Raw genomic sequence first — 26,194 nt, forward strand, 5'->3', positions numbered from 1 at the left:
CGATGCATTTAGACAGGCAGAGTTTAGAAAAAGCCAAGCACTTGATCCAAAGCGGTCTGATTGACACCATAGAAGTAGGCACGATCAAGGGCTTGCAAGAAATCCATCGGTTTTTGTTTGAAGGGTTGTATGAATTTGCTGGGAAAATCAGGGATAAAAACATTTCTAAAGGGAATTTCAGGTTCGCTAACTGCTTGTATTTGGATTTGATTTTACCCAGAATTGAGAGCATGCCGCAAAATAATTTCAATCAAATCATAGAAAAATATGTGGAAATGAATATCGCTCACCCTTTTTTGGAGGGTAATGGCAGAGCCACAAGGATATGGCTTGATTTGTTGCTTAAGAAGGAATTGAAAAAAATTGTGCTTTGGGATAGGATTGATAAAGCCGCTTATTTGAGTGCAATGGAAAGGAGTCCTGTGAATGATTTGGAAATCAAAACGATTTTAAAAAAGCATTTGAGTTCTAATACCAACGATCCCTTAACTCTCATTAAAGGCATCACGCAGTCGTATTATTATGAAGGGCTTTGAAAAAATACTAAAATCATTTTTTATAATCCAATACGAAAGAGTTTGACGCTAGTCAAGAGATAGTTTTTTATAATGCGATCTTAGGGGATTAGTGGGATTTAGTTGGGGGTTGCAGGAGAAAATGTTACCTCTTATCCCCCCTTTACCATAAAATAAAATTTAAAGTATAAAACAAAGTAATTAAAGCCCCATTTTAAAAGAAATTAAAAGCTTTATTTGTCAGTATTAGAGCAGATTTAAAACTCTTGTGTCCGTTCAATCAAACTCAAAGGCAAGTCAAAAGCTTTAATGAGTTCGCCCTCTTTTTGGCGTTGTTCGCCCTTATCTTTTTCATGGTCATAGCCTAACAAATGCAACACCCCATGGATGAATAAAAGAGCGATCTCATTTTCTAAGCTATGCCCTAATTTCAGGGCGTTTTTTTGAGCTAATGGTGCATTAATCACCACGCTCCCTAAAGGGGCGTGAGGGATCGCTTCTAAAGGGAAGCTCAAAACATCGGTAGCGTAATCGCAACCCCTTAAATCCCTGTTGATTTCTCGCATGGTTTCATCGCTCACTAAAATAAGCTCAATGATTTGAGTGGGGGCTAAAACATTTGCGATTTTTTCTAATAATAAAAAGTCTGATTCTAGTGGGGTTTGGTTGTCTATTTCTAGCATTAAAGATATAAAAAGAAGTTTAAAAAAGCCCTAAAATTTAGGGCTTATAAAGATTAAGCGAAAGAACCTTTAACTTGTTCTACCCATTTTGAAATCCTCTCATCAGTGAGATCGTCTTGATTGTCTTCATCAATCACAAGACCCACGAATTTACCGCCTTCTACCGCTTTAGAAGCTTCAAAATGATAACCATCAGTGGGAGTTTGCCCTACCACTTTGCCGGCTTTAGCTTTTTCATAAATGTGGAAAATGCCTTCTGCAAAAGTTTCGCTGTAAGTGTCTTGATCGCCCAAGCCTACAAGCCCAATGGTTTTATTCGCAAAGTCGCTCGCTTCTAGCGTGCCTAAAAAGTCTTCCCAATCTGTTTGCAAATCGCCCGCACCAGCTGTTGGAGCGACTAAAATAACCTTTGTAAAGCCATTAAATTGCTCTTTAGAAGCTTTAGCCACATCAATCACTTCCGCATTACCAATAGCCTTGCTGATTTTTTCAGCGATAGCTTCAGCGTTCCCGCTGTCTGTCCCAAAAAAGATACCAATTTTTCCCATATTCCAATCCTTGTGTTTAAAGATATTAACGCACCCGCTTTATGCGAATGCTTGTGGGCGTAGTCTAGCGCATTTAATTAAAAATCTTGCTTAAAAACCCATTTTGCGCGAATATCGTTTCAATAAAAACCATATTAAAAGCGCTATAAGAACAAAACTTATGACAAAAAACGAAGTGTAATGAGAAAGCCTTTCATACAGCGTTTTCACCCAATCGCTCGCTTGAAAAGAAACGCTCCCCACGATTAACGCCCACAAAAAACTGGAAAAAACATTAAGCCATAAAAACTTTTTTAAAGGGTATTTGCTAAAACCAATTGCCAAAGGCACAACGCTTTTAATCCCATACAAATATTTATTGACAAAAATCATGAGCAAGGCGTAGCGTTTCACCCACAAACTCGCTAAAGCAAGCTTTCTTCTATGCTTTTGGAAATACTTTAAAAACTCTCTTTTTTGATAGCGGGCAAAGATTACAAGAGCCCCACTCCCTACCATATTCCCTAAAAAAGCGACAAGAATGGTTATTTTTATATCCAAAGCGTGCGTGGTAGCGCTCAAAATAGAAGCGATGACAATCCCCACATACCCGCCCCCTAAAGAATATAAAAACAAAATAAGATAACCCCACTCCTTAAAACCCTCTTGAAAACGCAACAACGCTTCTTGCATTCAAACCCTCTTTTTAATTTTCTCATTTTCATGTTATCCAAACTTATTAACCTATTGGTGATTTAAACGCTATCTTTTAGTATAATGACAGCATTATCCTAATAACCTAAAAGATATAGAGATGAATACAGAAATTTTAACCATCATGTTAGTTGTCTCAGTGCTTATGGGATTGGTAGGCTTAATAGCGTTTTTATGGGGGGTTAAAAGCGGTCAGTTTGACGATGAAAAACGCATGCTTGAAAGCGTGTTGTATGATAGCGCGAGCGATTTGAACGAAGCGATTTTACAAGAAAAACGCCAAAAGAATTAAAAAGAATTAAAATAAAAAGGATAGAAATGGACCAAGAAATTTTAGACGTATTGATAGTGGGTGCAGGGCCTGGGGGCATTGCCACGGCCGTAGAATGCGAAATAGCCGGCGTTAAAAAAGTGCTTTTATGCGAAAAAACCGAAAGCCATTCAGGCATGCTGGAAAAGTTTTATAAAACCGGTAAAAGGATTGATAAAGATTATAAAAAGCAAGTCGTAGAACTTAAGGGGCATATCCCTTTTAAAGACAGCTTTAAAGAAGAGACTTTAGAGAATTTCACTAACCTTTTAAAAGAGCATCACATCACGCCAAGCTATAAAACCGATATTGAGAGCGTGAAAAAAGAAGGCGAATACTTTAAAGTTACCACCACTTCTAATACAACCTATCATGCTAAATTTGTGGTGGTTGCGATCGGGAAAATGGGCCAGCCAAACCGCCCTACTGCTTATAAAATCCCTGTTGCGCTCTCCAAACAAGTGGTTTTTAGCATCAATGATTGTAAGGAAAATGAAAAAACCCTTGTGATCGGCGGAGGCAACTCAGCGGTGGAATACGCCATCGCTTTGTGTAAAACCACCCCTACCACTCTCAATTACCGCAAAAAAGAATTCAGCCGCATCAATGAAGACAACGCTAAAAACTTGCAAGAAGTCCTAGATGATAACACGCTTAAAAGCAAGCTTGGAGTGGATATTGAAAGCTTAGAAGAAGATGGCACTCAAATTAAGGTGAATTTCACTGATAACACGAGCGAGAGTTTTGATCGCTTGCTGTATGCGATCGGCGGCTCTACCCCTTTAGAATTTTTTAAACGCTGTTCTTTAGAGCTAGATCCTAACACCAATATCCCTGTGGTGAAAGAAAATTTAGAGAGCAACAATATCCCTAATTTATTCATCGTGGGCGATATTTTATTCAAATCAGGAGCGAGCATCGCTACCGCTTTAAACCATGGCTATGATGTTGCTATAGAAATCGCTAAAAGGTTGCGCTCTTAAAGCCGCTCACTCATCAAACGGCTTAGCCTTATACAAAAAGAAAAAGAGCATGATAAGCGTTAGGGCAAAATGCATGGTGATAATAGTTAGTGGTGAAAAGTAACGCAACTCTAAACTGCTCAAGGATAAAACTAACACAGAGACCACACGCACGCAGCTTCACGCAGCTTGATGAAAGCGATGAGAGCGAGGAAATGTTATTTTTAGAAACGAATTTGGAGAATTGATACCCCAAGCAATAACTCATGTAAGTGAAAAACGCCACCATGAGTGCATACACCCCTATGAAACAATAAGGGATATTGCTAAGCAATAAGGGGCTAACTCCCAGTAACACCAAAAGCGAACTCAGGGCGATTTTTTGGCTGTAATTTTTGGCTTTTAAAAAATGAATGAGGATGGAAATCACTTGAAAAGCGATATAAAACACAAAAAGGTATTGCCCTTTAACGCCTTGTTTTAAAAAATACGCTTGCCACATTTGAAAATGGCTCATAAAAAAGACGGGCGTAATCAAATGCCCCACTAACAGAATTTTAAGCTTGGGGTTATCTTTAAGCTCTTTAAGACTGCCTTTAACTTGCTCTTTAAGGAGTTTCAGGCTTTTTTGGCTTTTAAAATCCGCTTCTTTTTCTTTAAAATAAATGATGATCGTTAGCGCACAAAGCATGATTAAAAAAATCCCCACGATATACAGCATCGCATGGACTTTGAGATACAAAAACGATCCCAAAGAACTCCCTATAATCATGCCTAAATAAGTAATTTGATTGTTTTTGGCTAAAAACTTGGACAAATCCTTTTTGTTTTCCTTAATGTCTGTGATGAGTGAAGCTTCAATCGTGCCGCTAGAGCATGCACTATACAAACCATACAGCCCCCACGCTAAAAGCATGAGAATAAAGCTATCAAAAAACAGCACAAACGAAAAACTAGCGATTAAAAAAACATTAGAAACCAGGAATAAATTTTTTCGGCTCATCAAATCCGCTAAAACGCCGCTTGGGTATTCAGCCACCAGCACGCAAAAGCTAAAAAAGGTTTGCACGATCAAGATTTCACTCAAACTAAGCCCTTTAGAAAGCAACAAGGGGGTTAAAATCGCATGGGGCAAGCTTTGAGCGATGATTAAGAGAAAATTCGCCCCATAGTAAGCTAAAATGTTTTTTCTTAACATTTGAAAATTGTAATTAAAACTAGCTTATAATACAATGTTATATCTTTTCATTAAGGGGTATTGATGCTAACCCAATTAAAAACTTATCCAAAATTACTCAAACATTATGAAGAAATTAAAGAAGTGCACATGCGCGATTGGTTTTCTAAAGACAAAGAGCGAGCGAGCCGCTATTTCGTGCAATTGGAAAGCTTGAGTTTGGATTATTCCAAAAACCGCTTGAACGATACCACTTTAAAGCTTCTTTTTGAATTAGCGAATGACTGCTCTTTAAAAGAAAAGATTGAAGCGATGTTTAAGGGCGAAAAAATCAACACCACCGAAAAAAGGGCCGTTTTACACACCGCCTTAAGAAGCTTGAATGACGCAGAAATTTTACTAGATAACATGGAAGTGTTAAAAAGCGTTCGGAGCGTTTTAAAACGCATGCGAGCCTTTAGCGATAGCGTGAGAAGCGGTAAAAGATTGGGCTATACCAATCAAGTGATCACCGATATTGTCAATATCGGCATTGGGGGGTCAGATTTAGGCGCATTAATGGTTTGCACCGCTCTAAAACGCTACGGCCATCCGAGATTAAAAATGCATTTTGTGTCTAATGTGGATGGCATGCAGATTTTAGACGTTTTGGAAAAAATCAATCCGGCCAGCACGCTTTTTATCGTGGCTTCTAAGACTTTTTCCACTCAAGAAACCTTAACCAACGCCCTAACCGCTAGAAAATGGTTTGTAGAAAGAAGCGGCGATGAAAAGCATATCGCTAAACACTTTGTAGCGGTATCCACCAATAAAGAAGCCGTCCAACAATTTGGCATTGACGAGCATAACATGTTTGAATTTTGGGATTTTGTAGGGGGGCGCTATAGTTTGTGGTCGGCTATTGGCTTATCCATCATGATCTATTTAGGGAAGAAAAATTTTAACGCTCTTTTGAAAGGAGCGTATTTGATGGATGAGCATTTTAGAAACGCCCCTTTTGAAAGCAATTTGCCCATTTTAATGGGGCTAATTGGCGTGTGGTATATCAATTTTTTCCAATCCAAAAGCCACTTGATCGCTCCTTATGATCAGTATTTGAGGCATTTCCCTAAATTCATCCAGCAATTGGATATGGAAAGCAATGGCAAACGCATCAGCAAAAAAGGCGAAATTATCCCCTATGACACATGCCCTGTTGTTTGGGGCGATATGGGCATTAACGCTCAGCACGCTTTTTTCCAGCTCTTGCATCAAGGCACGCATTTAATCCCCGTTGATTTTATCGCCTCTTTGGATAAAAAACCTAACGCTAAAGGCCATCATGAGATTTTATTCAGCAATGTTTTAGCGCAAGCGCAAGCCTTCATGAAAGGCAAGAGTTATGAAGAAGCGCTTGGGGAATTGCTCTTTAAAGGATTAGACAAAGATGAAGCCAAAGACTTGGCCCACCACAGGGTGTTTTTTGGCAACCGCCCCTCTAATATCCTTTTATTAGAAAAGATTTCACCAAGCAATATTGGAGCGTTAGTGGCTCTTTATGAGCATAAGGTTTTTGTGCAAGGGGTCATTTGGGATATTAACAGCTTTGATCAATGGGGCGTGGAGCTTGGGAAAGAATTAGCCGTGCCGATTTTACAAGAATTAGAAGGGCATAAAAGCAACGCTTATTTTGACAGCTCCACTAAGCATTTAATAGAATTGTATAGGAATTACAACCAATAGGCTTTGTTTTATAACCAGATAAAACCTAAAAACAATCAAGCAAGGCTTAATCCCCATTCTCAGGCGATCTATTTAAAATCATCCGTTGATCATAACGGATTTTAGCGCCATATATTAGCCATTTGAATTTAAAGAGAGTAAATTTTCCACAAATTAATCGTTTTTAGCTTTTAAAAGCTTGACTTTCTCATCATATGCATTATTTTACATATTATAATTATTCCAAAGCTAAGAATAATAAAAACTAAAGAATAGATTTATCTTTAAAAGCATTTGCATTTATCAATCTCATTTTAGGAGGCATGCATGAAAAAGGCAAGTCAGGTTTTATTCTTTGGGGCATTTTTAAGCTCTTCTTTGCAAGGTTTTGAAGCTAAGCTCAACGGCTTTGTGGATCAATCCAGCACTATCGGTTTTAACCAGCATAAAATCAATAAAGAAAGAGGCATCTACCCTATGCAGCAATTCGCAACGATTGCGGGCTATTTAGGGCTTGGTTTTAGCCTGTTACCCAAAAAGGTTTCAGATCATGTTCTAAAAGGCAAAATAGGGGGCATGGTCGGATCTATTTTCTATGACGGCACGAAGAAGTTTGAAGACGGATCTGTGGCTTATAATCTCTTTGGTTATTACGATGGGTTCATGGGGGGTTATACAAACATCTTACAAACCGATAGCCTTGAAACAGAGAACATGAAATACAATAAAAATGTCCGCAATTATGTCTTTAGCGACGCGTATTTAGAATACGCCTATAAGAATTATTTTGAAATAAAAGCCGGGCGCTATTTATCCACTATGCCTTATAAAAGCGGTCAAACGCAAGGCTTTCAAGTTTCTGGGCAATACAAGCATGCACGCTTGACTTGGTTTAGCTCTTTTGGGAGGGCGTTCGCTTATGGTTCATTTTTAATGGATTGGTTTGCCGCTAGGACCACTTATAGCGGAGGCTTTACCAAAAACGATAAGGGAGGTTATGATAGCCATGGGCGAAAGGTGCTTTATGGCACGCATGCGGTGCAACTCACCTATAAACCTCATCGTTTCCTCATAGAAGGCTTTTATTACCTTTCGCCTCAAATCTTTAACGCTCCAGGCGTTAAGATTGGTTGGGACTCTAACCCTAATTTTAGTGGCACAGGCTTTCGCTCTGATACAGCTGTCATAGGGTTTTTCCCCATTTACTACCCTTGGATGATCGTTAAATCCAATGGGAGTCCGGTCTATAAATACGACACGCCTGCCACTCAAAACGGGCAAAACCTCATCATCCGCCAACGCTTTGATATCAACAATTACAATGTTTCCATCGCTTTTTATAAAGTCTTTCAAAACGCTAATGGTTGGATAGGCAACATGGGGAATCCAAGCGGTGTGATAATGGGGAGTAACAGCGTCTATGCGGGTTTTACAGGCACAGCCCTTAAAAGAGACGCCGCTACCATTTTCCTTTCTTGTGGCGGCACTCATTTTGCCAAAAAATTCACATGGAAATTCGCCACACAATACTCCAATTCAGTGGTTTCTTGGGAAGCGAGAGCGATGATCTCTTTAGGTTATAAATTCACTGAATACTTGAGCAGTAGCGTGGATCTTGCGTATTATGGCGTGCATACTAACAAAGGCTTTAAACCGGGTGAAAACGGGCCTGTGCCTAAAGACTTCCCCGCCCTTTATTCTGACAGGAGCGCGTTATACACGGCCCTAGTAGCATCATTTTGATGCTACCCTATGATTATGGTAGGCGTCATTTTGATGCTACCCTATGATTATGGTAGGCGTCTTTTTGATGCTATGATCACAAAATATAGTAGGCATTATTTTGATGCTGTCTCCTACGATATGATAGGCGTTTTTTAACGCTGTTTCTCTAATCTCTATATATCAAATTTCTTTTCAAGCAAAAGCCCTTTTTAAATCGCATACCCATTATGTGAGTGGGGTGGTGAGTAAAATACAAGTTCATTTTTAATTTAAAGCAAGCGATAGCTTTTTAAAAGCGCTTCTTTTAGAGTTAGGGGGATTTTTAGTTGGGGTTAAAAGGAGGAATGATCTCAAAAATACCCCCTATCCCTTTCAAGAAATGAATTTAAAACGAAGCGGCCAAAACCCCATTTTTAAGAGATTAAAATAAAGTTTTAATACCCCTATTAAATTAACAGAGCCAAAATTTTAATCGCTTCTTGTAAGGATAGGGTCAAATTTTTTTTATGGATTTAAAGGGGGTGTTAAAACCCCTTTTTATTCAAGCGGCTTTGATATAGGGTGTTTCAGCCAGCGGCGGGTAAATTTGATTTTTAAAATAAGCGTTTGAGCAAATCCTAACGCTCACGATCAGCACTAAAAGCGCTACAAGCATGAAAAACACGCACAAAATCGCATCAATAGCGTGGTTAAAAAAGGATTTTTGGAGCGTTTTTAACGCTTTTTCATCGGTAGTGAGCGCGATTTTTTCTTTAATGATTTGCATTTGCGCCACATGCGAAACATTATTCAGCACGCTATCATCGCTCTTTGGCACCACTTTTAAAATACCGCTATAAAAAGTGATAAATAAAATCAAAACTGCCGGCAAGGCGCTTACCATTGCCCCCTTAAAACGCCCCATTTTAAACAACACCACCGTAACCAACAACAACGCCATGCCCGCTAACATCTGGTTACTCACGCCAAATAAAGGCCATAGCGTATAAATCCCCCCTTTAGGGTCAATCGTGCCTTGATACAAGAAATACCCCCACCCTGCCACGCACAAAAGAGTGGCAAAAATCCCAGCCTTATAAGAGCTAAGATCGCCCAAAGGCTTATAAACATTACCGAGCAGATCCTGAATCATGAAACGAGCGGTTCGTGTGCCAGCATCCACAGCGGTTAAAATGAACAAAGCTTCAAACAAGATCGCAAAATGGTACCAAAACGCCATCACGCTTGGATCCCCTAAAATGTGATACACAATCATCGCTAAACCAATCGCAAAAGTGGGCGCCCCACCGGTGCGGCTCAAAATGGAGCTTTCGCCAATGTTTTTAGTCATCTCACGGATTTCTTCAGCGCTGATATTAAACCCCCATGAGCTAATCACTGAAGCCGCATCAGCTATATCTTTACCGATGCTCACTTCTGGCGAATTGATAGCGAAATAAAGCCCTGGGTGCAAGATCCCTGCGCACACCAACGCCATAAGAGCCACGACGCTCTCCATCACCATAGAGCCATAACCCACTAACCTGGCGTCGCTTTCTTTAGCGAGCATTTTAGGGGTCGTGCCTGAAGAAATTAAAGCATGAAAGCCGCTAATCGTCCCGCAAGCCACCGTGATAAACAAGAAAGGGAACACGCTTCCTGCAAACACAGGCCCACTGCCATCTACAAAGGGCGTGATTTTAGGGATTTGTAAAGGCGGAGCGACAAAAACAATAGCCACAACCAACACCCCTATAACGCCAATTTTTAAAAAAGTGCTTAAATAATCTCGTGGAGCGAGTAAAAACCATACCGGTAAAATAGAAGCCACAAAACCATAACCCATGATCATCCACGCTAAAGAGCTAGCCTCAAAAGTAAAAATTGACGCTAGTTTGGGATCTAAAGAAACGTATTTACCCGCATAAATCGCTATAATCAACAAAATAAAGCCGATAACAGAAACTTCTAAAATCTTATGCGGCCTGAAAAACCGCATGTAAAGCCCCATAAGAATCGCAATGGGAATAGTCATTGCGATCGTAAAAAAGCCCCAAGGCGAATGCGCTAAAGCCTTCACCACCACCATCGCTAAAATCGCAATGATAATGAGCATGATCCCTAAAATGCCCAGACTTGCGATCATCCCTACAAATTGACCCATTTCAAGCTTGATCATTTCGCCTAAAGACTTGCCATCGCGCCTAATGGAAGCAAAAAGTACCACAAAATCATGCACGCAACCCCCTAAAACCGAGCCTATCAAAATCCATAAGATAGAGGGCAAGTAACCCATTTGAGCGGCTAGTATCGGGCCTACTAAAGGGCCAGCCCCAGCAATAGCGGCGAAATGATGCCCAAAGGTGATGGCTTTATCCGTAGGCACAAAATCCTTGCCGTCATTCCTTATACATGCGGGCGTGGCTCTGTTATCGTCTAGCTTTAACACCTTATAAGCGATAAAATGGCTATAAAAACGATAGCCTATGCTATAAATGCAAGCGCTCGCTACTACAAGCCATAGCGTGTTAATGCTCTCGCCCTTGTGTAAGGCTAACACCCCTAAACAGATCGCCCCTAAAATAGCGACAAAAACCCAAGCCAAAGAAACTAAACTTTTTTGCATGTCCTCTCCATTTAATGATTATTTAATCATTGTTGTTAATTTCAGCCAGTTTTTTTATTATAATCCAATTTTTTTATTATAATCCAAATTTTCTTTGAATAAGGACTGAATGGCTCATAAACTTCCCATAATAAAGGCTTGGGTTTTCCAAACTTCTAACAATTAGGGCAAATAAGAGCCGTTTTAAACATGATGCTTTAAAGCGTCATTAATTTTAAGGTATAGCGTTATGGCATTAGATTGGGATTTTATGTTTCACTCCATCCCTGCGTTTCTTAAGGGGTTAGAACTCACGCTTTATATTTCTTTTTTTGGGATTTTACTCTCTCTTTTGGTGGGGTTTTTGTGCGCGATCATTTTGTATTTTAAAACGCGCTTTATCTCTCCTATTGTCTATATCTATGGCGAAATCGCCAGGAACACGCCCCTACTCATCCAGCTTTTCTTTTTGTATTACGGGTTGAATGAAATCGGTTTGAGCGCTTTAGAATGCGCGATTTTAGCGTTAGGGTTTTTGGGTGGGGGGTATATGAGTCAGAGTTTTTTGCTTGGGTTTAAGAGCTTAGCTTCCATTCAAAGAGAAAGCGCTTTGAGTTTGGGGTTTAGCCCTTTGAAGATGATGTATTATATTATTCTGCCTCAAAGCTTAAGCGTTTCTATGCCTTCTATAGGGGCGAATGTGATTTTTTTACTCAAAGAAACTTCGGTGGTGGGCGCGATAGCCCTAACCGATATCATGTTTGTGGCGAAAGATTTTATTGGCATTTATTATAAAACGACTGAAAGCCTGTTGATGTTGAGCCTCACTTATTTGATCGCTTTGCTCCCTTTGAGCGCTTTGTTTGTGATCTTAGAGCGTTCTTTTAAAAAGAAAGTGGCTTAAAATGGGAGTTTTATTAGAGTTAGACAATCTTAAGCGTTTGTTAGAAGGGTTTGAAACCACTCTTTTGATCGCTCTTAGCTCTGCAATGATTTCAATCATTGTTGGAATGCTTTTAGGGAGTTTGATGGCGTTTGGTTCTCAAATAGTGGTTTTAGCGTGCCGTGTGTATTTAGAAAGCATTCGCATCATCCCGCTTTTAGCATGGCTGTTTATTGTGTATTTCGGGTTGGCGAGCTGGTTTGATTTGCATATCAGCGCGGTTTTGGCGAGCGTTATTGTTTTTAGCTTGTGGGGGGGTGCTGAAATGATGGATTTGACTAGAGGGGTTTTAACTTCCGTGAGCAAACACCAAGTAGAAAGCGCTTTGGCTTTAGGCATGGATTCAAAAAGGGTGATTTTTAATATTATTTTCCCCCAAAGCTTTTTGTCTTTATTGCCCTCAAGCCTTAATTTGTTCACGCGCATGATCAAAACCACGGCTTTAGTCTCTCTCATTGGAGCGATTGATTTGTTAAAAGTGGGCCAGCAAATCATAGAGCTTAACCTCTTACGCATGCCTAATGCGAGCTTTGTGGTTTATGGCGTTATCTTAATGTTTTATTTTAGTTTATGCTATAGTTTGAGCCTGTATAGTTCCTATTTAGAAAAAAAATTCCAATACATCAGAGGGTAAAATGAGCGCGATTTTAGAAACCAAAGGGTTAAAAAAAACCTATCAAAACCATTTGGTTTTAGACGGCATCAATTTCACTTTAAATAAGGGTGAAGTGGCAGTGATTTTAGGGCCTAGCGGGTGCGGGAAAAGCACTTTTTTAAAATGCCTAAACGGGCTTGAAAAGATTGATGGAGGTGAAATTCTTTTTGAAAACACTAACCTTAATACGCCAGCCACTAACTGGAATCAAATGCGCCAAAAAATAGGCATGGTGTTTCAAAATTATGAATTGTTCCCACATTTAAATGTGTTAGATAATATCTTACTCGCCCCCTTAAAAGTGCAAAAACGATCCAAAGATGAGGTCATTTCTCAAGCCGTAGAGCTTTTAAAGCGAGTGGGTTTGGAGCATAAACAACAAGCTTACCCTAAAGAATTGAGCGGCGGGCAAAAACAACGAGTAGCCATTGTGCGTTCTTTATGCATGCGGCCAAAAATCATGCTTTTTGATGAAGTAACCGCCTCTTTAGACCCTGAAATGGTTAAAGAAGTTTTAGAAGTGATTTTAGAATTGGCCACAACGGGCATGAGCATGGTGATTGTAACGCATGAAATGAAATTCGCCCAAAAAATCGCTAGCAAAATCGTGTTTTTTGATAGCGGTAAGATCGCTGAAGAAAACAACGCTAAAGAATTTTTTAACCACCCGAAATCTCAAAGAGCGCAAAAATTTTTAGAAACTTTCCATTTTTTAGGGAGCTGTTAAATAAAGTTTGCTAAAAAGATGGTTTTAATTTCAAAAAAAGGTGTTTTTATGAAAACAAACGGGCTTTTTAAGGTATGGGGGCTGTTTTTAGTTTTAATCGCTTTAGTCTTTAATGCATGCTCTGATAGCCATAAAGAAAAAAAGGACGCTTTAGAAGTCATTAAACAAAGAGGGGTTTTAAAAGTGGGGGTTTTTAGCGATAAGCCTCCTTTTGGATCTGTGGATTCTAAAGGGAAATATCAAGGCTATGATGTAGTCATCGCTAAACGCATGGCTCTTGATTTATTAGGCGATGAAAATAAGATAGAGTTTATTCCTGTAGAAGCTTCAGCTAGGGTGGAATTTTTAAAAGCCAATAAAGTGGATATTATCATGGCTAATTTCACGCGCACTAAAGAAAGAGAAAAAGTCGTGGATTTCGCTAAGCCATATATGAAAGTCGCTTTAGGGGTGGTTTCTAAAGATGGGGTCATTAAAAATATAGAAGAGTTGAAGGATAAAGAGTTGATTGTGAATAAAGGCACGACAGCGGATTTTTATTTCACTAAAAATTACCCCAATATCAAACTTTTGAAATTTGAACAAAACACAGAGACTTTTTTAGCCCTTTTAAATAATAAGGCTATCGCTCTAGCCCATGACAACACTTTATTGCTCGCTTGGACGAAACAACACCCTGAATTTAAATTAGGCATTACAAGCCTTGGCGATAAGGATGTGATCGCTCCAGCGATTAAAAAAGGCAACCCTAAGCTTTTAGAGTGGTTGAATAACGAGATTGATTCCCTCATTTCTAGCGACTTTTTAAAAGAAGCTTACAAGGAAACTTTAGAGCCTGTTTATGGCGATGAAATCAAACCGGAAGAAATCATTTTTGAATGATTTCTTTAGGTTTTGATTTCTTGACAGAGTGCGTTTTTATTGCTAAATTAGCAATTTTGTGATCTTTTTGTTTTTCATTTTGGGATATATTTGTTTGATTTTACATTGAAAGGATTTGTTGATGAGTTATTTTTATAAGCGTTGTTTGAAATTTTCATTAATTGGGTTGCTAGGGCTTTTGAGCGTTCAGCTTAATGCCAGGAGTTTTGTTGATGGGGATTTAGACATTCAAAAATTCAGCTATGAAGATTCTCTGCTTAAAAAGGGAGATCCTAATGGCGTGCATAAGGTTCAGGTGCGAGATTATAAGGGCAAAATGCAAGAGGCTGAGATCCACTCAGAAATACGCATTGCGGTTAAACCGGGGGTTAAAAAAGAAGTTAAAAAAGGCAAAATTTATAGCGCTCAAATCAATGATGGCATGTGCTATGCTTTTAGAATGCTCCAAACCGGCGATAATACCACAGGCCTTGATTCTAAAGAGTTCCCCAAGCAAAGCCGTGAAAAAAAGGGGCGAGTGATCACTTTAATCGGTAAAGATGAAGTGCCTTATCTTATTTTAGAGACGGATTGCCAAGTGGGTGATATTGCAAAGATCTCTTTGGTGGGTAATTTTGATGGCACTGGGTTTCTTACGGAATATAAATTCAAAGGTGCTAAACCCATTTACTAGTCTTCTTTTAGCTTCATTCTTAAAATCTCTTAATCTTTTGTGGTTAGGGGATTTTTTTATTCATTAGCAGTGTTTTTGATCGCATCTTAAAAATTTTAAAAACCCTGTTTGTGTTTTTGCCTCAAGCGTTGAAAAGCTCTGTCCTCATCAAATACTGACAAATAAAACCTTATTTAATTTGAAATTTTTTGGATTTTTAAAACAAGCTAAAAGAAAGAAAATAAAAGAGAAACCCCCCCCTTTTTTTAGGAGTTTTCTTCTTGCTTATACCCTTTAAGCGCAAAGAAGAGAATATAAAAATAGCATAACAACGGCACACCATAAGCGTAGAGCAAATTTGATTCGGTTGCTGTTAGCATGTCTGTAACCGCACCTTGAATGGGGGGGATTAACGCCCCTCCCACAATCGCCATGCTAATCACTCCAGAAGCCTTAGAAGTGAGATGCCCTAAATTGAGCGTAGCCAAAGAAAAGATGGTAGGGAACATGATAGAGTTGAAAAAGCCCACAAAAGTCAGCGCGAATAAAGCGATCTTGCCTCCAACGAGAATGGCTAAAGCAATGAGAACAATAGAGCTTAAGGCGTTGAAAGCCAAGTATTTATTAGGGGCAATTTTATTCATCAACACACTGCCTAAGAAACGGCCCACCATCGCGCCGCCCCAATAATACACCAAGTAATGCGCGCTCGTTTGAGCGTCTAAATTCAAAAGCTTTTCAAAGCTTAGCACCAAGAATGATCCAATCGCCACTTCTCCCCCCACATAGAAAAAGATCCCCAAAGCCCCAAAAACAAAGTGCTTGTGCGAAAACAGGCTTTTTTGCGTCGTTTCTTTGGGCATTTCTTTTTCCACATCAGGCAATTTCAAAAGATACATCACAAGCGCTAAAATGAGCGAAAACACCGCCAAGCCCAAATAAGGCATTTGAACGCTTTTAGCGTCCGCTAATTTATCTATCAAACTTGCATTATCGCCCATTTTAGTCGTGCTAAAAATCAACAAACTCCCAAAAATAGGCCCTAAAGTCGTGCCAAGCGAATTGAACGCCTGGACTAAAACCAGGTTTCTGGCTTCTTTACCTTTAGAAAGCAAGGTTACAAAGGGATTACCGGCAGTCTGTAAGCACACGATCCCGCTCGCTAAAATAAACAACGCTCCTAAAAAAAACCCATAGGAGCCAAAATGCGCCGCCGGATAAAACAACGCGCACCCCGTCGCTGTGATCACAAAACCAAGCACCACGCCAAAAGGATAGCCGATTTTACTGATCACATTCCCAAAAACTCCTCCCATGATGAAATACGCCCCAAAAAAGCAAAATTGAATGAGTGAAGCTTCAAAATAGGTCAAGTCAAAAATGGGCTTTAAATGCGGGATCAAAATGTCGTTTAAAACCGTGATGAAACCCATTAGAAAGAATAGCGCTGTCAAACTCCCCAGCGCCAAAGTGTTAGAAGTTTTTTGCATACCTTCTCCTTTTTTATTGAGTTGATATAATAATAATGATATTACAATTATTTTAAGATAATAATCTGTCTAAATAAAGAAAAAGAGGCATGAAATGGGTAAAAAATGCAAAGCCCCTTAAAAAGAGCTTAACGAAAGATAAATACAGAAACAGAAATGATGCAGAGAATGATAATGCCTGAATTGAGCGCTTTAAAGTCTTTTTGGACTAGTTTGATGATACTATAAGACAAAAAGCCAAAGGCTAAGCCATCGGCAATGGAGAAAGTTAAGGGCATCATCACCACGGTTAAAAAAGTGGAAACGCTAATGGCCATGTCTTTAAAATTCACCCCCTCTAACACGCTAAACATCAAAACCCCTACTACCACTAGCACCGGATAAATCGCATTGCCAGGAATGGCTTTTAAAAGAGGCAAGCAAAAAAGCGTTAAAACAAAAAATAATCCGGTAAAAACCGCTGTCAGCCCTGTGCGGCCCCCCTCTTCAACCCCACTCGCGCTCTCTATAAAAGCTGTCGTAGTAGAAACGCCCACCACCGCGCTCCCTAAAGAAGCCACCGCATCCGCTTCCAAAGTCTTTTCCAATTCCTTGTTTTTTTCTTCATCATTGAAAAAATCAGTCTTGTGGCCAATCCCTGCAAGCGTGCCTAAAGAATCAAACAAATCGGTTACAAAAAAAGTGATGATGACTGGCACTAACGCTAAAGTGAAAGCCCCACTCGCATCAAAAAAAATGCCCTTAAAATCTAATTGAAAGGCGATAGGGCCAATGCTAGCGGGCATGGAAAAAAACTCGCTAGGGTAAGGGGCTAGCTTTAAAACCCATGCGAGAATGGAAGTGATTAAAACCGCTATAATAAAAGAACCCTTGATTTTGAGCGTGTAGAGCGCGAAAGTTAGAATGATCCCCACAACCCCCAATAACACATGCGGATCGCCAAAATCGCCTAAGGTTACAAGCGTAGCCTTATGGGTAACGACGATATGCATTTCTTTAAGGCCAATAAACGCGATAAAAGCCCCTATCCCCGCGCTCACCGCACGCCTTAAATCGCTAGGAATGCTTCGCATGACCCAACTTCTAAATTTAGTGAAAGACAAAATCACAAAAATCGCTCCCGAGAGCGCTACGATGCCTAAAGCGCTCTGCCAAGGGAGTTTTAGCCCCTGAACTAACCCAAAGCTAAAATAAGCCGATAACCCTAAACCCACGCTCATGGCTATGGGGGTGTTTGCCCATAACCCGTTAAACACGCTCGATAAGATAGTGATAATGGCAGTCGCACTCAAAAGGGCTTCATAAGGCATGTTGGCGTGAGAAAGGATAAGAGCGTTTAATGGCACGATGTAAATCATGGTGATAAAGGTCGTTAAACCCGCTCTAAACTCGGTGGCAATGTTCGTGTTGTGTTCTTTAAGCTTGAAAAACCCCATGTTAGATAACTCCTTACTATTTGGTATAGATTAATTTAATAAGGGGCTTTGGGGTCATGCTAGCGCTATTTTATTTTAAATTGCCTTAAGATGCTTGATTGTGTTGTTTCAATCAAAAGAAGTGAGTAAAAAACCCTTTTTTTTTAAAACCTCCGCTAAAAAATAATCGTTTTTAATAAAAATCGCAAAAAAGCTCATCTTGTAAGGTAATTTCACTCTTTAATGGTTTTTGAGAAAGCGTTTTTTTAAATTTGATTGGTATTGGCTTTAAGAAAGATTGCTACAAAATAACCCCCATAAGCGTGATTATGGGGGTAAATTCTAAAAAGGAGCTTGCCATGAAAACTAAAAATGGCGAAAGCGAATACATTATACCTTAAAATTTCTTTTTTGGGGTGTAAAGCGGTTGTTTTTTTGAAAATTCTTAACTTTAGAGGTTTTTTAAGTTCAAATCCCCCCCCTTTTTTAAAAAAGAGGGTTTTCAATACGCAAACACATAATTGAGGTACACGCTATAAAGCCTTCGGTATTCTAGTTTAGTTCCCAAGTAAGAATAGTAATTCGTGTTAATGGTAGGGATTTTCACGCCCAATTCCATGCCATGTTGAGCCGCATGATGGCTATCTTTTTTCTTAGGTCTAGCGAGATTGGTTCTCAAGCCCAAATTGAATAAAAATTGGAAATTAGCCGTATTCACTTTAGCGCTATAGACATTGCTGATGGTTTTTAAATTCACGAATTGAGAATTAAGCCATGAAGTCCCTGCTAAGGCGATTCCTCCAAAAAGCCCCACTGAAATCTGGTTATTCTTGCCTAAGAAGTTGGTTTTTTTATCGTTGATGAAATTAAACAATAAATCGCTACCCACCCCATAAGTCCACACATCAGAAGCCGAGTTAAAGAAATTGGATTTGATATAGGCGTGGTTGTAATCAAAGAAACCATAATACCTTAACCCCCATCTTTTCTTTTCTCCAAAAAATTGTTTATAGCCCACTTGCACCCCAAGGCCGTTCAAGGCGCCGTTATTCGTGGTTGAAGAAGCGATCATGCCCATATTCCTAAAAGGGTTGTTGCCAAGCTCCTGAATAAGGGTGTTGGCTAGGTTTTGCGCTTGATTGATTTGAGGCGTTTGGTTGTTAAAATCAGCGGCGCTTGTTTTTAATAAAGACAGAGTTTCTTCCACGCCAGCACACCCGTTCCCCCAATTGTTCTTTTGATTTTGCATTGTCATATTCGCACTGCTTATAGCGCTCGCATCGCATTTCCCTATGTAGTCTTTAAGATGGCCTGAAGAAAGTTTGTTAAAATCGCTCTCCACTTGATTGGCTAGTTTTAAAATTTCTGCTTGAGATTGCGCGTTTTTGAGCATTTTTTGAGCTAAAGCCGTAAGACTGCTAGGGGTGTTAAGGTTGAGATTATGGGGTTGTGTGATATTTTTTGGTTGGTTGGCACTGAGTTGTTGGGTTTCTTGAACGATTTTTTGCGCATTATTAATCATGTCTGAAGCGGCACTAAACTCCGCACCAAAAGTCTCGCATGAATTTTTGCCGCCACCGGCTGTTTGCCATGAAGGGGTGTTTGTAGTAGCTGTGCCACTACTTCCACTACTAGATTTCGCTATCAACATGGGGCAATAATCTTTAAGGGTATTGACAATCGTTTGTGCTTGAGTCAAAAGATTTTGCGCATCATTAGTCGTATCAATAACAGAAGTTGTCGTTTTAGTTTGACTATCTCGTTGATACTTTGATGTGGTTACATGCGCTTCTAATTTTTCCCCTTTGCTATTTAAAGGAGCAAGCCCAGCTTGTTTTAAAGCTTTTGAAAGAATCTGATAAGCTTCATGGATGGCTTCGTATTGGCCAATAGATAGAGAAACATTTTTGTCTGCTTTTAATGTATTTGTGCCATTAGAACTATGAGTGCCATTACTATTTGTGCTCCCACCGCAATTGATTGTAGTGCCGTTGCCATTCTCATCGGTGTAGTGGAAATTTTTTTGATTGTTTTCGCCTGGACTTTTGGTATAGCCTCCGCATATGACCGCATAACCCATGCTATTCCATAGCCCTAACACCGATCTCAACGCTAAAAGCGTAGCTTGATAGGCAGGGGAATTGGTTGTCCCACCGGCTAAAGTTTTTGCGCGTTCGTTCAAATTATTAACCGCTTGGTTGATCGCTTGCGCGCTTGTCTTTGAGTTTGTGCCATTGTCGTTGGTTAAAAGCCGGCTTAATTGTTCATAAGTGTCTGAAAGTTTTTGCACCTTGTCGGCGTTTTTCACTTTTTGAACCGCTTCACCGATTTGATAGCCCACGCTTAAAAAAACGCCGTTGTCTTCAGCATGGAGCAATGATGACGCAAGAGTTAGAGAAAGCAGAATCGTTTTTTTCGTTTTTTTCATAAGATGTTCCTTTAAAGTAATGTTTTATTGTAAAAATGTATCAAAATGAGAATTTATTTACAATGCGTTTAATTATAGCATAAATTTATTGGATTTCAAAAAAAGTTTTAGGGTGTTTTGACGCGTTCAATCAAACTTTTAAGAGTGTTTTTAATTTAATTGGGATTTGGTTTTAGAAAGATTGTTGTAAAATAAACACCCCCATAAGTAGCTTTATGGGGATAAATCCATAAAAGGAGTTTGTCATGGCTACCGAACATGGCAAAAACTCTTGGAAAACATTATACCTTGAAATTTCGTTTTTGGGGTGTAAAGTTGTTGTTTTATTGAAGCGGTAGTTTTGTAAAACGAAGTTTCTGTAAAACGATAGCTTTTGTTTTTCCAAAGTTCCCTTAAGGCTTTTAGCTTTAAGGGTTTTCCTTAAAAGTTTATCCTTAACTTATGGGGGCAACAAAAAAGGCTAACTCATCATCTCTAAAGCCAGAATTATCATGTTATCAAAGCTTTCTACCCTTTCTTTAGGGCTTAAGGCTTCTTTAGTGATTAAGTGATCCGAAACTGAACATAAGCATAAAGCTTTAGCGTTTAGTTCCATCGCCGTGGCGTATAACCCTGCCGCTTCCATTTCAATAGCCAAGTGGTTGTATTGGGCCATTAAATCAAAGGCATGCGTTTCAAAAGAATAGAAAAAATCGCTTGAAAAAATATTACCCACTTTCAAATCAATACCCAAACGCTTTGCTGTTTGATACGCTCTTAAACTCAATTCAAAATCAGGCGTTGCGCTCAAATCGTGGTTTAAAAAACGCACCCGATTGGTTTTAGAATCCGTTGAAGCTCCAGTCGCCATGATAATGTCTTTCAGGCCAACTTTTGGGCTAATCGCCCCGCAAGTGCCAATCCTTAAAAGCTCTTTAACCTGATAGGTTTTAATAAGCTCCGTTACATAAATCGTGCATGATGCAATGCCCATGCCATGCCCCATTAAAGAAATCCCCTTACCCTTATACTTCCCGCTAAAGCCTAGCATGTTGCGCACATTCGTGATCTCTTTGGCGTCTTGTAAAAATTTTTTCGCAATGTAGCTCACCCTTAAGGGATCGCCGCATAAAAGGCATTGAGGATAAAAATCGCCGATTTTAGCGTTAATGTGAGGGGTCATGGTTGTCCTTTAAATTTTAGTAAGTTTTTGCCATAATCTAGGGGGCTTAATCCCAAAAAATGAGCGATACTTTGCCCAATATCCGCAAACGAATCGCTCTTGCCCAAAAAGGCTGGTTGCAAATCTTTATGATAAAACAAAACAGGAATGTATTCTCGTGTGTGATCCGTGCCTTTAAAGCTGGGATCACACCCATGATCGGCGCAAAGAATGAGCAAATCGTTTTCCCTTAAATTTTCTAAAACCTCTTTTAAACGCGTATCAAAATACTCTAAAGCGTTAGCATACCCGCTAATATCACGCCGATGCCCATAATCGCTATCAAAATGCACAAAATTCGTGAAAATCAAGCTGTTGTTTTTAGCGTTTTTGACTCGCTCTAAAGTCACATCGCATAATTCCATCAAACTACCGGCTTTGAACTTTTGAGTGATCCCCACATGAGCGTAAATATCAGCGATTTTTCCAATGCTGATGACTTCGCCCTGCTTTTCTTCAATGAATGTTTCAAAAAGCAATTTTTTATGGGGCTTTATCGCATAGTCTTTGCGATTGGCGGTGCGTTTGAAATCCTCTCTATTGGTGCCAATAAAAGGCCTTGCGATCACTCTGGCGATCTTTAAAGGCTCTAGAATTTGAAACGCTTCTTCACAAAGAGCGTATAAGTTATCCAACCCAAACTTTTCTTCATGCACAGCGATTTGAAACACCGAATCCGCTGAAGTGTAAAAAATGGGGTATAAAGTTTCTAAATGCTTTTCGCCTAAATCTTTGATGATTTCTGTTCCTGATGCGTGGCAATTCCCTAAATAGCCCTTAATCTTAGTTTTGTGCATGATTTCATCTAAAATTTCTTTAGGAAACGAATGGGTTTTGTCTTTAAAATACCCCCATTCAAAAAGAACGGGCGCGCCCATCATCTCCCAATGCCCAGAAATCGTATCCTTAGCACTAGAAAGTTCTTGCGCATAAGTGTAAGCCCCTATTAAGTTAGGATTAGATTCAAAGCCTAAGGGCAATTCATTTGCGGCTTTTAAAGCGCTCAAGCCTAAACCCAAACCCTCTAAATTGGGCAGTTTCAAAGCCCCCTTGCGATCGTTAGAATCAGCCAGGTTATTAAAACAAGCCTTAGCGATATTGCCTAAAGTGTTCGCCCCCAAATCGCCAAAATCTTTAGCGTCTTCGCTAGCCCCTATACCAAAAGAATCCAATAATAAGATTACCACTCTTTTTTGCATGTTTTGTCCTTTTAATGAGCGTTTAGTCCTATGAATAACCCGGCGATAGTCGCGCTCATGAAATTAGAAAGCGTGCCCACAAGCACCGCTTTTAAAGCAAACCTTATAATGAGATCCTTCTTTTTAGGCACTAAACTGCCAAGCCCTCCAATGAGCATAGCGACTGAGCTTAAGTTAGCGAACCCGCACAACGCAAAAGTGATGATCGCTTTAGTTTTCTCGCTCAAGATTAAAGGAGGGTTATCGCCCAAATAAGGCAAAAATTGCATATAGCCCACAAATTCATTGAGCGCGATTTTAATGCCTATGATTTCTCCGGCAATCCCGGCCTGACTCCACGGAATGCCTAACATAAAGGCTAAGGGTTTTAAGAGCGTGCCTAAAATCAACCCTAAAGACAAATGCTCCATGCCTAAAACCCCCCCTACAACCCCTAAAAGCCCATTAATGAGTGCAAGCATTCCCACAAAGGCTAAAAGCATCGCTCCCACATGCAGGGCTAAATTTAGCCCTGTGCTTGCCCCATTAGCGATAGCTTCTATGGCATTGACATGTTTTTCTGCAGAAACATCTGCATGGCTAGAAATGGTTTCGTTTTGCGGGTAAATGATTTTAGCGAACAACAAACCCCCAGGAGCGGACATAAACGAAGCGGCGATTAAATAAGGCAAAGGAATGCCCATGCTCGCATACCCGGCTAACACAGGCCCCGCAACGCTAGCCATGCCCACGCACATGACCGCAAAAATCTCTGAATCGCTCATGCTTTTCAAATAAGGTTTAATGACTAAGGGCGCTTCGGTGTGTGCTACAAAAATATTAGCCGCTGCGCTCATGCTTTCTGCTTTAGAAGTGCCTAAGCATTTTTGCAACGCCCCACCGATGAGATTGATGACTAAAGGCATGATTTTTAAATAGTATAGAAGTGAAATCAAGCTAGCAAAAAAGATAATTATCGCTAAAACATTGATCGCAAAGATAAAGCCTCCTATCCCTTGATCGCCCTTAGCGTTTGGAGCGAGATTGCCAAACAAGAAACGCACCCCCTCATAGCCGTAAGAAATCACGCTTTGTATGCCACTGGCTAAACCCTGCAGCATTTCCCTACCCAAAGGCACATATAAAGCCAACGCCCCTAAAGCCACTTGAATCACAAAGGCGCTGACAATCGTGCGATAATTTATAGCCCTTTTATTGCTAGAAAACACCCAAGCAATAAGAAAAAGCACCGCCATCCCTACAACACTAAAAAGAGAGCTAAAAATCATCGTCAAATCCCTAATTAAGAAATTAAAAGATGCAAGGTTATTGTAGTTTAGATTTGCTAAAAAAAAGATTAAACGAAGATTAAATGAAGTTTAAATCAAAATCATGGTGTCAAGAGGGGGACTTGAACCCCCGACCTCCGGCTTATGAGACCAGCGCTCTAAACCAGCTGAGCTACCTTGACACAAGCAATTTTATAAAAAATAAAGAGTAAGATTATACAAAAAATTTTCTTAAAAATCCATTAAAATTAAACTTTTATTATCAATCCTACTTTCCTAAATTAATGATAAAAATTAGAGATTTTCTTGTAAAATACTACGCATGTTTAAGAAAATTTTTCCATTAGCGTTAGTGTCGTCGTTGCGGTTTTTAGGGCTTTTTATTGTTTTACCGGTCATTAGTTTGTATGCGGATAGTTTCCATTCAAGCAGTCCCTTACTCGTGGGGTTGGCTGTGGGTGGGGCGTATCTCACGCAAATTGTTTTTCAAACCCCCATGGGCATTCTTAGCGATAAAATCGGCCGTAAAGTGGTGGTTATGGTGTGTTTGTTGTTGTTTTTAGCTGGCTCGTTAGTGTGCTTTATAGCGAATGATATTATTACGCTCGTTATCGGGCGCTTCATTCAAGGCATGGGGGCTTTAGGGGGGGTTGTTAGCGCGATGGTGGCGGATGAAATGAAAGAAGAAGAGCGCACCAAAGCGATGGCGATCATGGGAGCGTTTATTTTCATTAGCTTCACTATAAGCATGGCGATTGGCCCTGGGGTTGTGGCGTTCTTTGGGGGGGCAAAATGGCTCTTTTTACTCACGGCGATCTTAACTTTATTGAGTTTATTGATGCTTTTAAAAGTCAAAGACGCCCCTAAAATTTCTTACCAAATCAAAAACATAAAAGCTTATCAACCCAACTCTAAAGCCTTGTATCTTTTGTATCTAAGCTCTTTTTTTGAAAAAGCGTTCATGACGCTTATTTTTGTGCTGATCCCTTTAGCCTTAGTGAATGAATTTTATAAAGATGAAAGTTTTTTGATCTTGGTGTATGTGCCTGGAGCCTTATTAGGGGTTTTAAGCATGGGAATAGCGAGCGTTATGGCTGAAAAATACAACAAGCCTAAAGGGGTGATGCTTTCTGGTGTGCTGTTGTTTGTGGTGAGTTATTTGTGCTTGTTTTTAGCCGACTCTAGCTTTTTAGGAAAATATTTATGGCTCTTTATTCTTGGGGTGGCGTTTTTCTTTATTGGCTTTGCCACCTTAGAGCCTATCATGCAATCTTTAGCGTCTAAATTCGCTAAAGCAAACGAAAAAGGCAAGGTTTTAGGGCAATTCACTACTTTTGGCTATTTAGGGAGCTTTGTTGGGGGCGTGAGCGGAGGGTTAAGCTATCATCATTTAGGCGTTTCTAACACAAGCTTAATCATTGTAGCTTTAGGGCTTATTTGGGGGCTATCGCTCTTTTTACTCAACAACCCTTCCAAGCAAAAAAATGTCTATTTCCCCTTAGACGCTTATAATGAGGAACAATTTGAAACTTTAGGGGACAAAATCATTGAATGGTATGTCAATATTAGCGAAGAAATCATTATTGTGAAATATAATTCTGATCACATTAGCGAAGAAGAAATCATTCACTTAGTGCAAAACTTTAGAAAATAAACATAATCAAGGATCAAAAATGGCCTATGAAATTTCTAAAAAAGTCTTACACATTGTAGGCAAGACCAACGCCACTTACAAACTCATAGAAGAAGGCGATAAAATCTTGTTAGGATTGAGCGGGGGCAAGGATTCTATCATGCTCGCTTGCATCTTAGCCAGGATGCAAAAACATGCCCCTTTCAAATTTGATTTTAAAGCGGTTACCGTGCATTATGGTTTGGGCGAAAATTTAAAATGGTTGAGCGATTTGTGCCAAGAACAAGGCATTGAGCATGAGATCATTTACACCCAAATCGCTGCCACGATCAACGAAAAACGCCGTGAAAAAAGCTCGTTTTGTTCATTTTGCTCTCGTTTGAGGCGAGGGACTTTGTATTCTAAAGCCTTAGAAGAAGGCTATAATAAAGTCGCTATCGCGCACCATTTAGATGATGCGGTGGAGAGCTTTTTTATGAATTTCACTTATAACGGGAGTTTAAGGAGCATGCCCCCCATTTATAGGGCTGAAAACGGCTTATTGGTGATCCGCCCTTTGATTAAGGTTCGAGAAGCCAGCAGCATTCATTTTGTCACTTCTCAAAATATCCCGGTTGCCCCTGATTGCAATTGCCCAGCCAAACAGCCCACTTCCGATAAACCCCCTATCGCGCGATTAGCCACCAAAAATTTCTTAAAAGAAATGCAAAACTTGCACCCTCATTTCTTTGATAGCTTAGAAAACGCGTTTAATAACGTTCAAGCGAACAGCTTTAGCGACGCTAAATATTTAGACGCTTAAA

At 39.8% G+C, this 26,194-nt stretch carries 23 protein-coding genes, 1 tRNA gene and 1 pseudogene; 12 read left to right on the top strand and 13 right to left on the bottom strand.

The annotated features are described in order from the left end of the window. The first annotated feature begins 2 nt into the window (after nt 1-2). Entirely contained in the window at nt 3-536 is a 534-nt protein-coding gene (fic, locus tag H7N69_RS04390) for a protein adenylyltransferase Fic (protein WP_187884921.1), read from the top strand. Nucleotides 537-772: 236 nt separating this feature from the next. Here the strand turns inward: fic and ybeY are convergent, their stop codons facing one another. The 3 genes from ybeY to H7N69_RS04405 all read right to left on the bottom strand — a co-directional run bounded on the left by ybeY (nt 773) and on the right by H7N69_RS04405 (nt 2,418). Then, a complete protein-coding gene (gene ybeY, locus H7N69_RS04395) occupies nt 773-1,198 on the bottom strand; it encodes an rRNA maturation RNase YbeY (RefSeq protein WP_187884922.1) in 426 nt (141 codons plus the stop codon). Between the two features lie 53 nt (nt 1,199-1,251). Continuing rightward, the gene (locus tag H7N69_RS04400; RefSeq protein WP_000516050.1) at nt 1,252-1,746 is read right to left on the bottom strand and encodes a flavodoxin; all 495 of its coding nucleotides are present in this window, start codon (nt 1,744-1,746) and stop codon (nt 1,252-1,254) included. Nucleotides 1,747-1,836: 90 nt separating this feature from the next. Further along, nucleotides 1,837-2,418, bottom strand: coding sequence for a DedA family protein (locus tag H7N69_RS04405; RefSeq protein ID WP_078246256.1), 582 nt, complete (start codon nt 2,416-2,418; stop codon nt 1,837-1,839). 121 nt (nt 2,419-2,539) lie between these two features. On the opposite strand from H7N69_RS04405, the gene ccoS reads away from it, so the two are divergent. Both ccoS and H7N69_RS04415 read left to right on the top strand, forming a co-directional pair. After that, on the top strand, nt 2,540-2,731 hold the full coding sequence (ccoS, locus tag H7N69_RS04410; protein ID WP_001090949.1) for a cbb3-type cytochrome oxidase assembly protein CcoS: 192 nt from the start codon (nt 2,540-2,542) through the stop codon (nt 2,729-2,731). A 26-nt stretch (nt 2,732-2,757) separates the two neighbouring features. Further along, nucleotides 2,758-3,732 (top strand): NAD(P)-binding domain-containing protein, encoded by a 975-nt coding sequence (locus tag H7N69_RS04415; protein WP_187884923.1) that lies wholly within the window; start codon nt 2,758-2,760, stop codon nt 3,730-3,732. A 6-nt stretch (nt 3,733-3,738) separates the two neighbouring features. Here the strand turns inward: H7N69_RS04415 and H7N69_RS04420 are convergent. After that, nucleotides 3,739-4,909 (bottom strand): annotated as a pseudogene (locus H7N69_RS04420) (HP1165 family MFS efflux transporter). 63 nt (nt 4,910-4,972) lie between these two features. On the opposite strand from H7N69_RS04420, the gene pgi reads away from it, so the two are divergent. Together pgi and hofH are read left to right on the top strand one after the other, a co-directional pair. After that, nucleotides 4,973-6,610 (top strand): glucose-6-phosphate isomerase, encoded by a 1,638-nt coding sequence (gene pgi / locus H7N69_RS04425; RefSeq protein ID WP_187884924.1) that lies wholly within the window; start codon nt 4,973-4,975, stop codon nt 6,608-6,610. A gap of 306 nt (nt 6,611-6,916) precedes the next feature. Then, on the top strand, nt 6,917-8,332 hold the full coding sequence (gene hofH / locus H7N69_RS04430) for an outer membrane beta-barrel protein HofH (protein WP_187884925.1): 1,416 nt from the start codon (nt 6,917-6,919) through the stop codon (nt 8,330-8,332). Between the two features lie 523 nt (nt 8,333-8,855). On the opposite strand, the gene H7N69_RS04435 is transcribed toward hofH, so the two are convergent. Then, the gene (locus tag H7N69_RS04435; RefSeq protein ID WP_187884926.1) at nt 8,856-10,919 is read right to left on the bottom strand and encodes a carbon starvation CstA family protein; all 2,064 of its coding nucleotides are present in this window, start codon (nt 10,917-10,919) and stop codon (nt 8,856-8,858) included. A gap of 229 nt (nt 10,920-11,148) precedes the next feature. Here H7N69_RS04435 and H7N69_RS04440 point away from each other — a divergent pair, with 229 nt between their 5' ends. The 5 genes from H7N69_RS04440 to H7N69_RS04460 all read left to right on the top strand — a co-directional run bounded on the left by H7N69_RS04440 (nt 11,149) and on the right by H7N69_RS04460 (nt 14,778). Further along, on the top strand, nt 11,149-11,802 hold the full coding sequence (locus H7N69_RS04440; RefSeq protein ID WP_077643607.1) for an amino acid ABC transporter permease: 654 nt from the start codon (nt 11,149-11,151) through the stop codon (nt 11,800-11,802). Between the two features lies 1 nt (nt 11,803). After that, nucleotides 11,804-12,475 (top strand): ABC transporter permease subunit, encoded by a 672-nt coding sequence (locus H7N69_RS04445; protein WP_097694227.1) that lies wholly within the window; start codon nt 11,804-11,806, stop codon nt 12,473-12,475. A 1-nt stretch (nt 12,476) separates the two neighbouring features. Then, the gene (locus H7N69_RS04450; protein WP_187884927.1) at nt 12,477-13,223 is read left to right on the top strand and encodes an amino acid ABC transporter ATP-binding protein; all 747 of its coding nucleotides are present in this window, start codon (nt 12,477-12,479) and stop codon (nt 13,221-13,223) included. A 48-nt stretch (nt 13,224-13,271) separates the two neighbouring features. Beyond that, complete coding sequence (locus H7N69_RS04455; RefSeq protein WP_000856002.1) at nt 13,272-14,105, top strand: transporter substrate-binding domain-containing protein; 834 nt, start codon at nt 13,272-13,274, stop codon at nt 14,103-14,105. A gap of 121 nt (nt 14,106-14,226) precedes the next feature. Continuing rightward, complete coding sequence (locus tag H7N69_RS04460) at nt 14,227-14,778, top strand: hypothetical protein (protein ID WP_187884928.1); 552 nt, start codon at nt 14,227-14,229, stop codon at nt 14,776-14,778. A 245-nt stretch (nt 14,779-15,023) separates the two neighbouring features. Here H7N69_RS04460 and H7N69_RS04465 read toward each other — a convergent pair whose 3' ends face one another. From H7N69_RS04465 to H7N69_RS04495, 8 genes are all read right to left on the bottom strand, one after another. Next, nucleotides 15,024-16,247 (bottom strand): sugar MFS transporter, encoded by a 1,224-nt coding sequence (locus H7N69_RS04465; protein WP_001174183.1) that lies wholly within the window; start codon nt 16,245-16,247, stop codon nt 15,024-15,026. A gap of 128 nt (nt 16,248-16,375) precedes the next feature. Further along, nucleotides 16,376-17,683, bottom strand: coding sequence for an NCS2 family permease (locus tag H7N69_RS04470; protein ID WP_000505421.1), 1,308 nt, complete (start codon nt 17,681-17,683; stop codon nt 16,376-16,378). A 481-nt stretch (nt 17,684-18,164) separates the two neighbouring features. Beyond that, nucleotides 18,165-20,090, bottom strand: coding sequence for a Hop family adhesin HopQ (gene hopQ, locus H7N69_RS04475; protein WP_187884929.1), 1,926 nt, complete (start codon nt 20,088-20,090; stop codon nt 18,165-18,167). Between the two features lie 172 nt (nt 20,091-20,262). After that, nucleotides 20,263-20,475: a hypothetical protein gene (locus tag H7N69_RS08085; protein WP_332246436.1), complete on the bottom strand. Its 213-nt coding sequence runs from the start codon at nt 20,473-20,475 to the stop codon at nt 20,263-20,265. Between the two features lie 75 nt (nt 20,476-20,550). Continuing rightward, the gene (deoD, locus tag H7N69_RS04480; protein ID WP_078215706.1) at nt 20,551-21,252 is read right to left on the bottom strand and encodes a purine-nucleoside phosphorylase; all 702 of its coding nucleotides are present in this window, start codon (nt 21,250-21,252) and stop codon (nt 20,551-20,553) included. Then, nucleotides 21,249-22,490: a phosphopentomutase gene (locus H7N69_RS04485; protein ID WP_187884930.1), complete on the bottom strand. Its 1,242-nt coding sequence runs from the start codon at nt 22,488-22,490 to the stop codon at nt 21,249-21,251. Before H7N69_RS04485 ends, deoD begins: the two co-directional genes overlap by 4 nt. Before the next feature lie 11 nt (nt 22,491-22,501). Next, nucleotides 22,502-23,758, bottom strand: coding sequence for a NupC/NupG family nucleoside CNT transporter (locus tag H7N69_RS04490; protein ID WP_187884931.1), 1,257 nt, complete (start codon nt 23,756-23,758; stop codon nt 22,502-22,504). 104 nt (nt 23,759-23,862) lie between these two features. Continuing rightward, nucleotides 23,863-23,940 (bottom strand) — tRNA-Met (locus H7N69_RS04495). Nucleotides 23,941-24,119: 179 nt separating this feature from the next. On the opposite strand from H7N69_RS04495, the gene H7N69_RS04500 reads away from it, so the two are divergent. Continuing rightward, a complete protein-coding gene (locus H7N69_RS04500) occupies nt 24,120-25,412 on the top strand; it encodes an MFS transporter (RefSeq protein WP_332246437.1) in 1,293 nt (430 codons plus the stop codon). 19 nt (nt 25,413-25,431) lie between these two features. Further along, the gene (locus H7N69_RS04505) at nt 25,432-26,193 is read left to right on the top strand and encodes a tRNA 2-thiocytidine(32) synthetase TtcA (protein WP_000312878.1); all 762 of its coding nucleotides are present in this window, start codon (nt 25,432-25,434) and stop codon (nt 26,191-26,193) included. The last annotated feature ends 1 nt before the right edge of the window (nt 26,194 follow it).

The organism is Helicobacter pylori (genome assembly GCF_014497725.1).
In the GTDB taxonomy this organism is placed as follows: Bacteria; Campylobacterota; Campylobacteria; order Campylobacterales; family Helicobacteraceae; genus Helicobacter; species Helicobacter pylori_DE.

Coding starts and splice junctions, on each gene's coding strand:
- fic (WP_187884921.1), top strand. CDS start 3: ATGCATTTAGACAGGCAGAGTTTAGAAAAAGCCAAGCACTTGATCCAA.
- ybeY (WP_187884922.1), bottom strand. CDS start 1,198: ATGCTAGAAATAGACAACCAAACCCCACTAGAATCAGACTTTTTATTA.
- H7N69_RS04400 (WP_000516050.1), bottom strand. CDS start 1,746: ATGGGAAAAATTGGTATCTTTTTTGGGACAGACAGCGGGAACGCTGAA.
- H7N69_RS04405 (WP_078246256.1), bottom strand. CDS start 2,418: ATGCAAGAAGCGTTGTTGCGTTTTCAAGAGGGTTTTAAGGAGTGGGGT.
- ccoS (WP_001090949.1), top strand. CDS start 2,540: ATGAATACAGAAATTTTAACCATCATGTTAGTTGTCTCAGTGCTTATG.
- H7N69_RS04415 (WP_187884923.1), top strand. CDS start 2,758: ATGGACCAAGAAATTTTAGACGTATTGATAGTGGGTGCAGGGCCTGGG.
- pgi (WP_187884924.1), top strand. CDS start 4,973: ATGCTAACCCAATTAAAAACTTATCCAAAATTACTCAAACATTATGAA.
- hofH (WP_187884925.1), top strand. CDS start 6,917: ATGAAAAAGGCAAGTCAGGTTTTATTCTTTGGGGCATTTTTAAGCTCT.
- H7N69_RS04435 (WP_187884926.1), bottom strand. CDS start 10,919: ATGCAAAAAAGTTTAGTTTCTTTGGCTTGGGTTTTTGTCGCTATTTTA.
- H7N69_RS04440 (WP_077643607.1), top strand. CDS start 11,149: ATGGCATTAGATTGGGATTTTATGTTTCACTCCATCCCTGCGTTTCTT.
- H7N69_RS04445 (WP_097694227.1), top strand. CDS start 11,804: ATGGGAGTTTTATTAGAGTTAGACAATCTTAAGCGTTTGTTAGAAGGG.
- H7N69_RS04450 (WP_187884927.1), top strand. CDS start 12,477: ATGAGCGCGATTTTAGAAACCAAAGGGTTAAAAAAAACCTATCAAAAC.
- H7N69_RS04455 (WP_000856002.1), top strand. CDS start 13,272: ATGAAAACAAACGGGCTTTTTAAGGTATGGGGGCTGTTTTTAGTTTTA.
- H7N69_RS04460 (WP_187884928.1), top strand. CDS start 14,227: ATGAGTTATTTTTATAAGCGTTGTTTGAAATTTTCATTAATTGGGTTG.
- H7N69_RS04465 (WP_001174183.1), bottom strand. CDS start 16,247: ATGCAAAAAACTTCTAACACTTTGGCGCTGGGGAGTTTGACAGCGCTA.
- H7N69_RS04470 (WP_000505421.1), bottom strand. CDS start 17,683: ATGGGGTTTTTCAAGCTTAAAGAACACAACACGAACATTGCCACCGAG.
- hopQ (WP_187884929.1), bottom strand. CDS start 20,090: ATGAAAAAAACGAAAAAAACGATTCTGCTTTCTCTAACTCTTGCGTCA.
- deoD (WP_078215706.1), bottom strand. CDS start 21,252: ATGACCCCTCACATTAACGCTAAAATCGGCGATTTTTATCCTCAATGC.
- H7N69_RS04485 (WP_187884930.1), bottom strand. CDS start 22,490: ATGCAAAAAAGAGTGGTAATCTTATTATTGGATTCTTTTGGTATAGGG.
- H7N69_RS04490 (WP_187884931.1), bottom strand. CDS start 23,758: ATGATTTTTAGCTCTCTTTTTAGTGTTGTAGGGATGGCGGTGCTTTTT.
- H7N69_RS04505 (WP_000312878.1), top strand. CDS start 25,432: ATGGCCTATGAAATTTCTAAAAAAGTCTTACACATTGTAGGCAAGACC.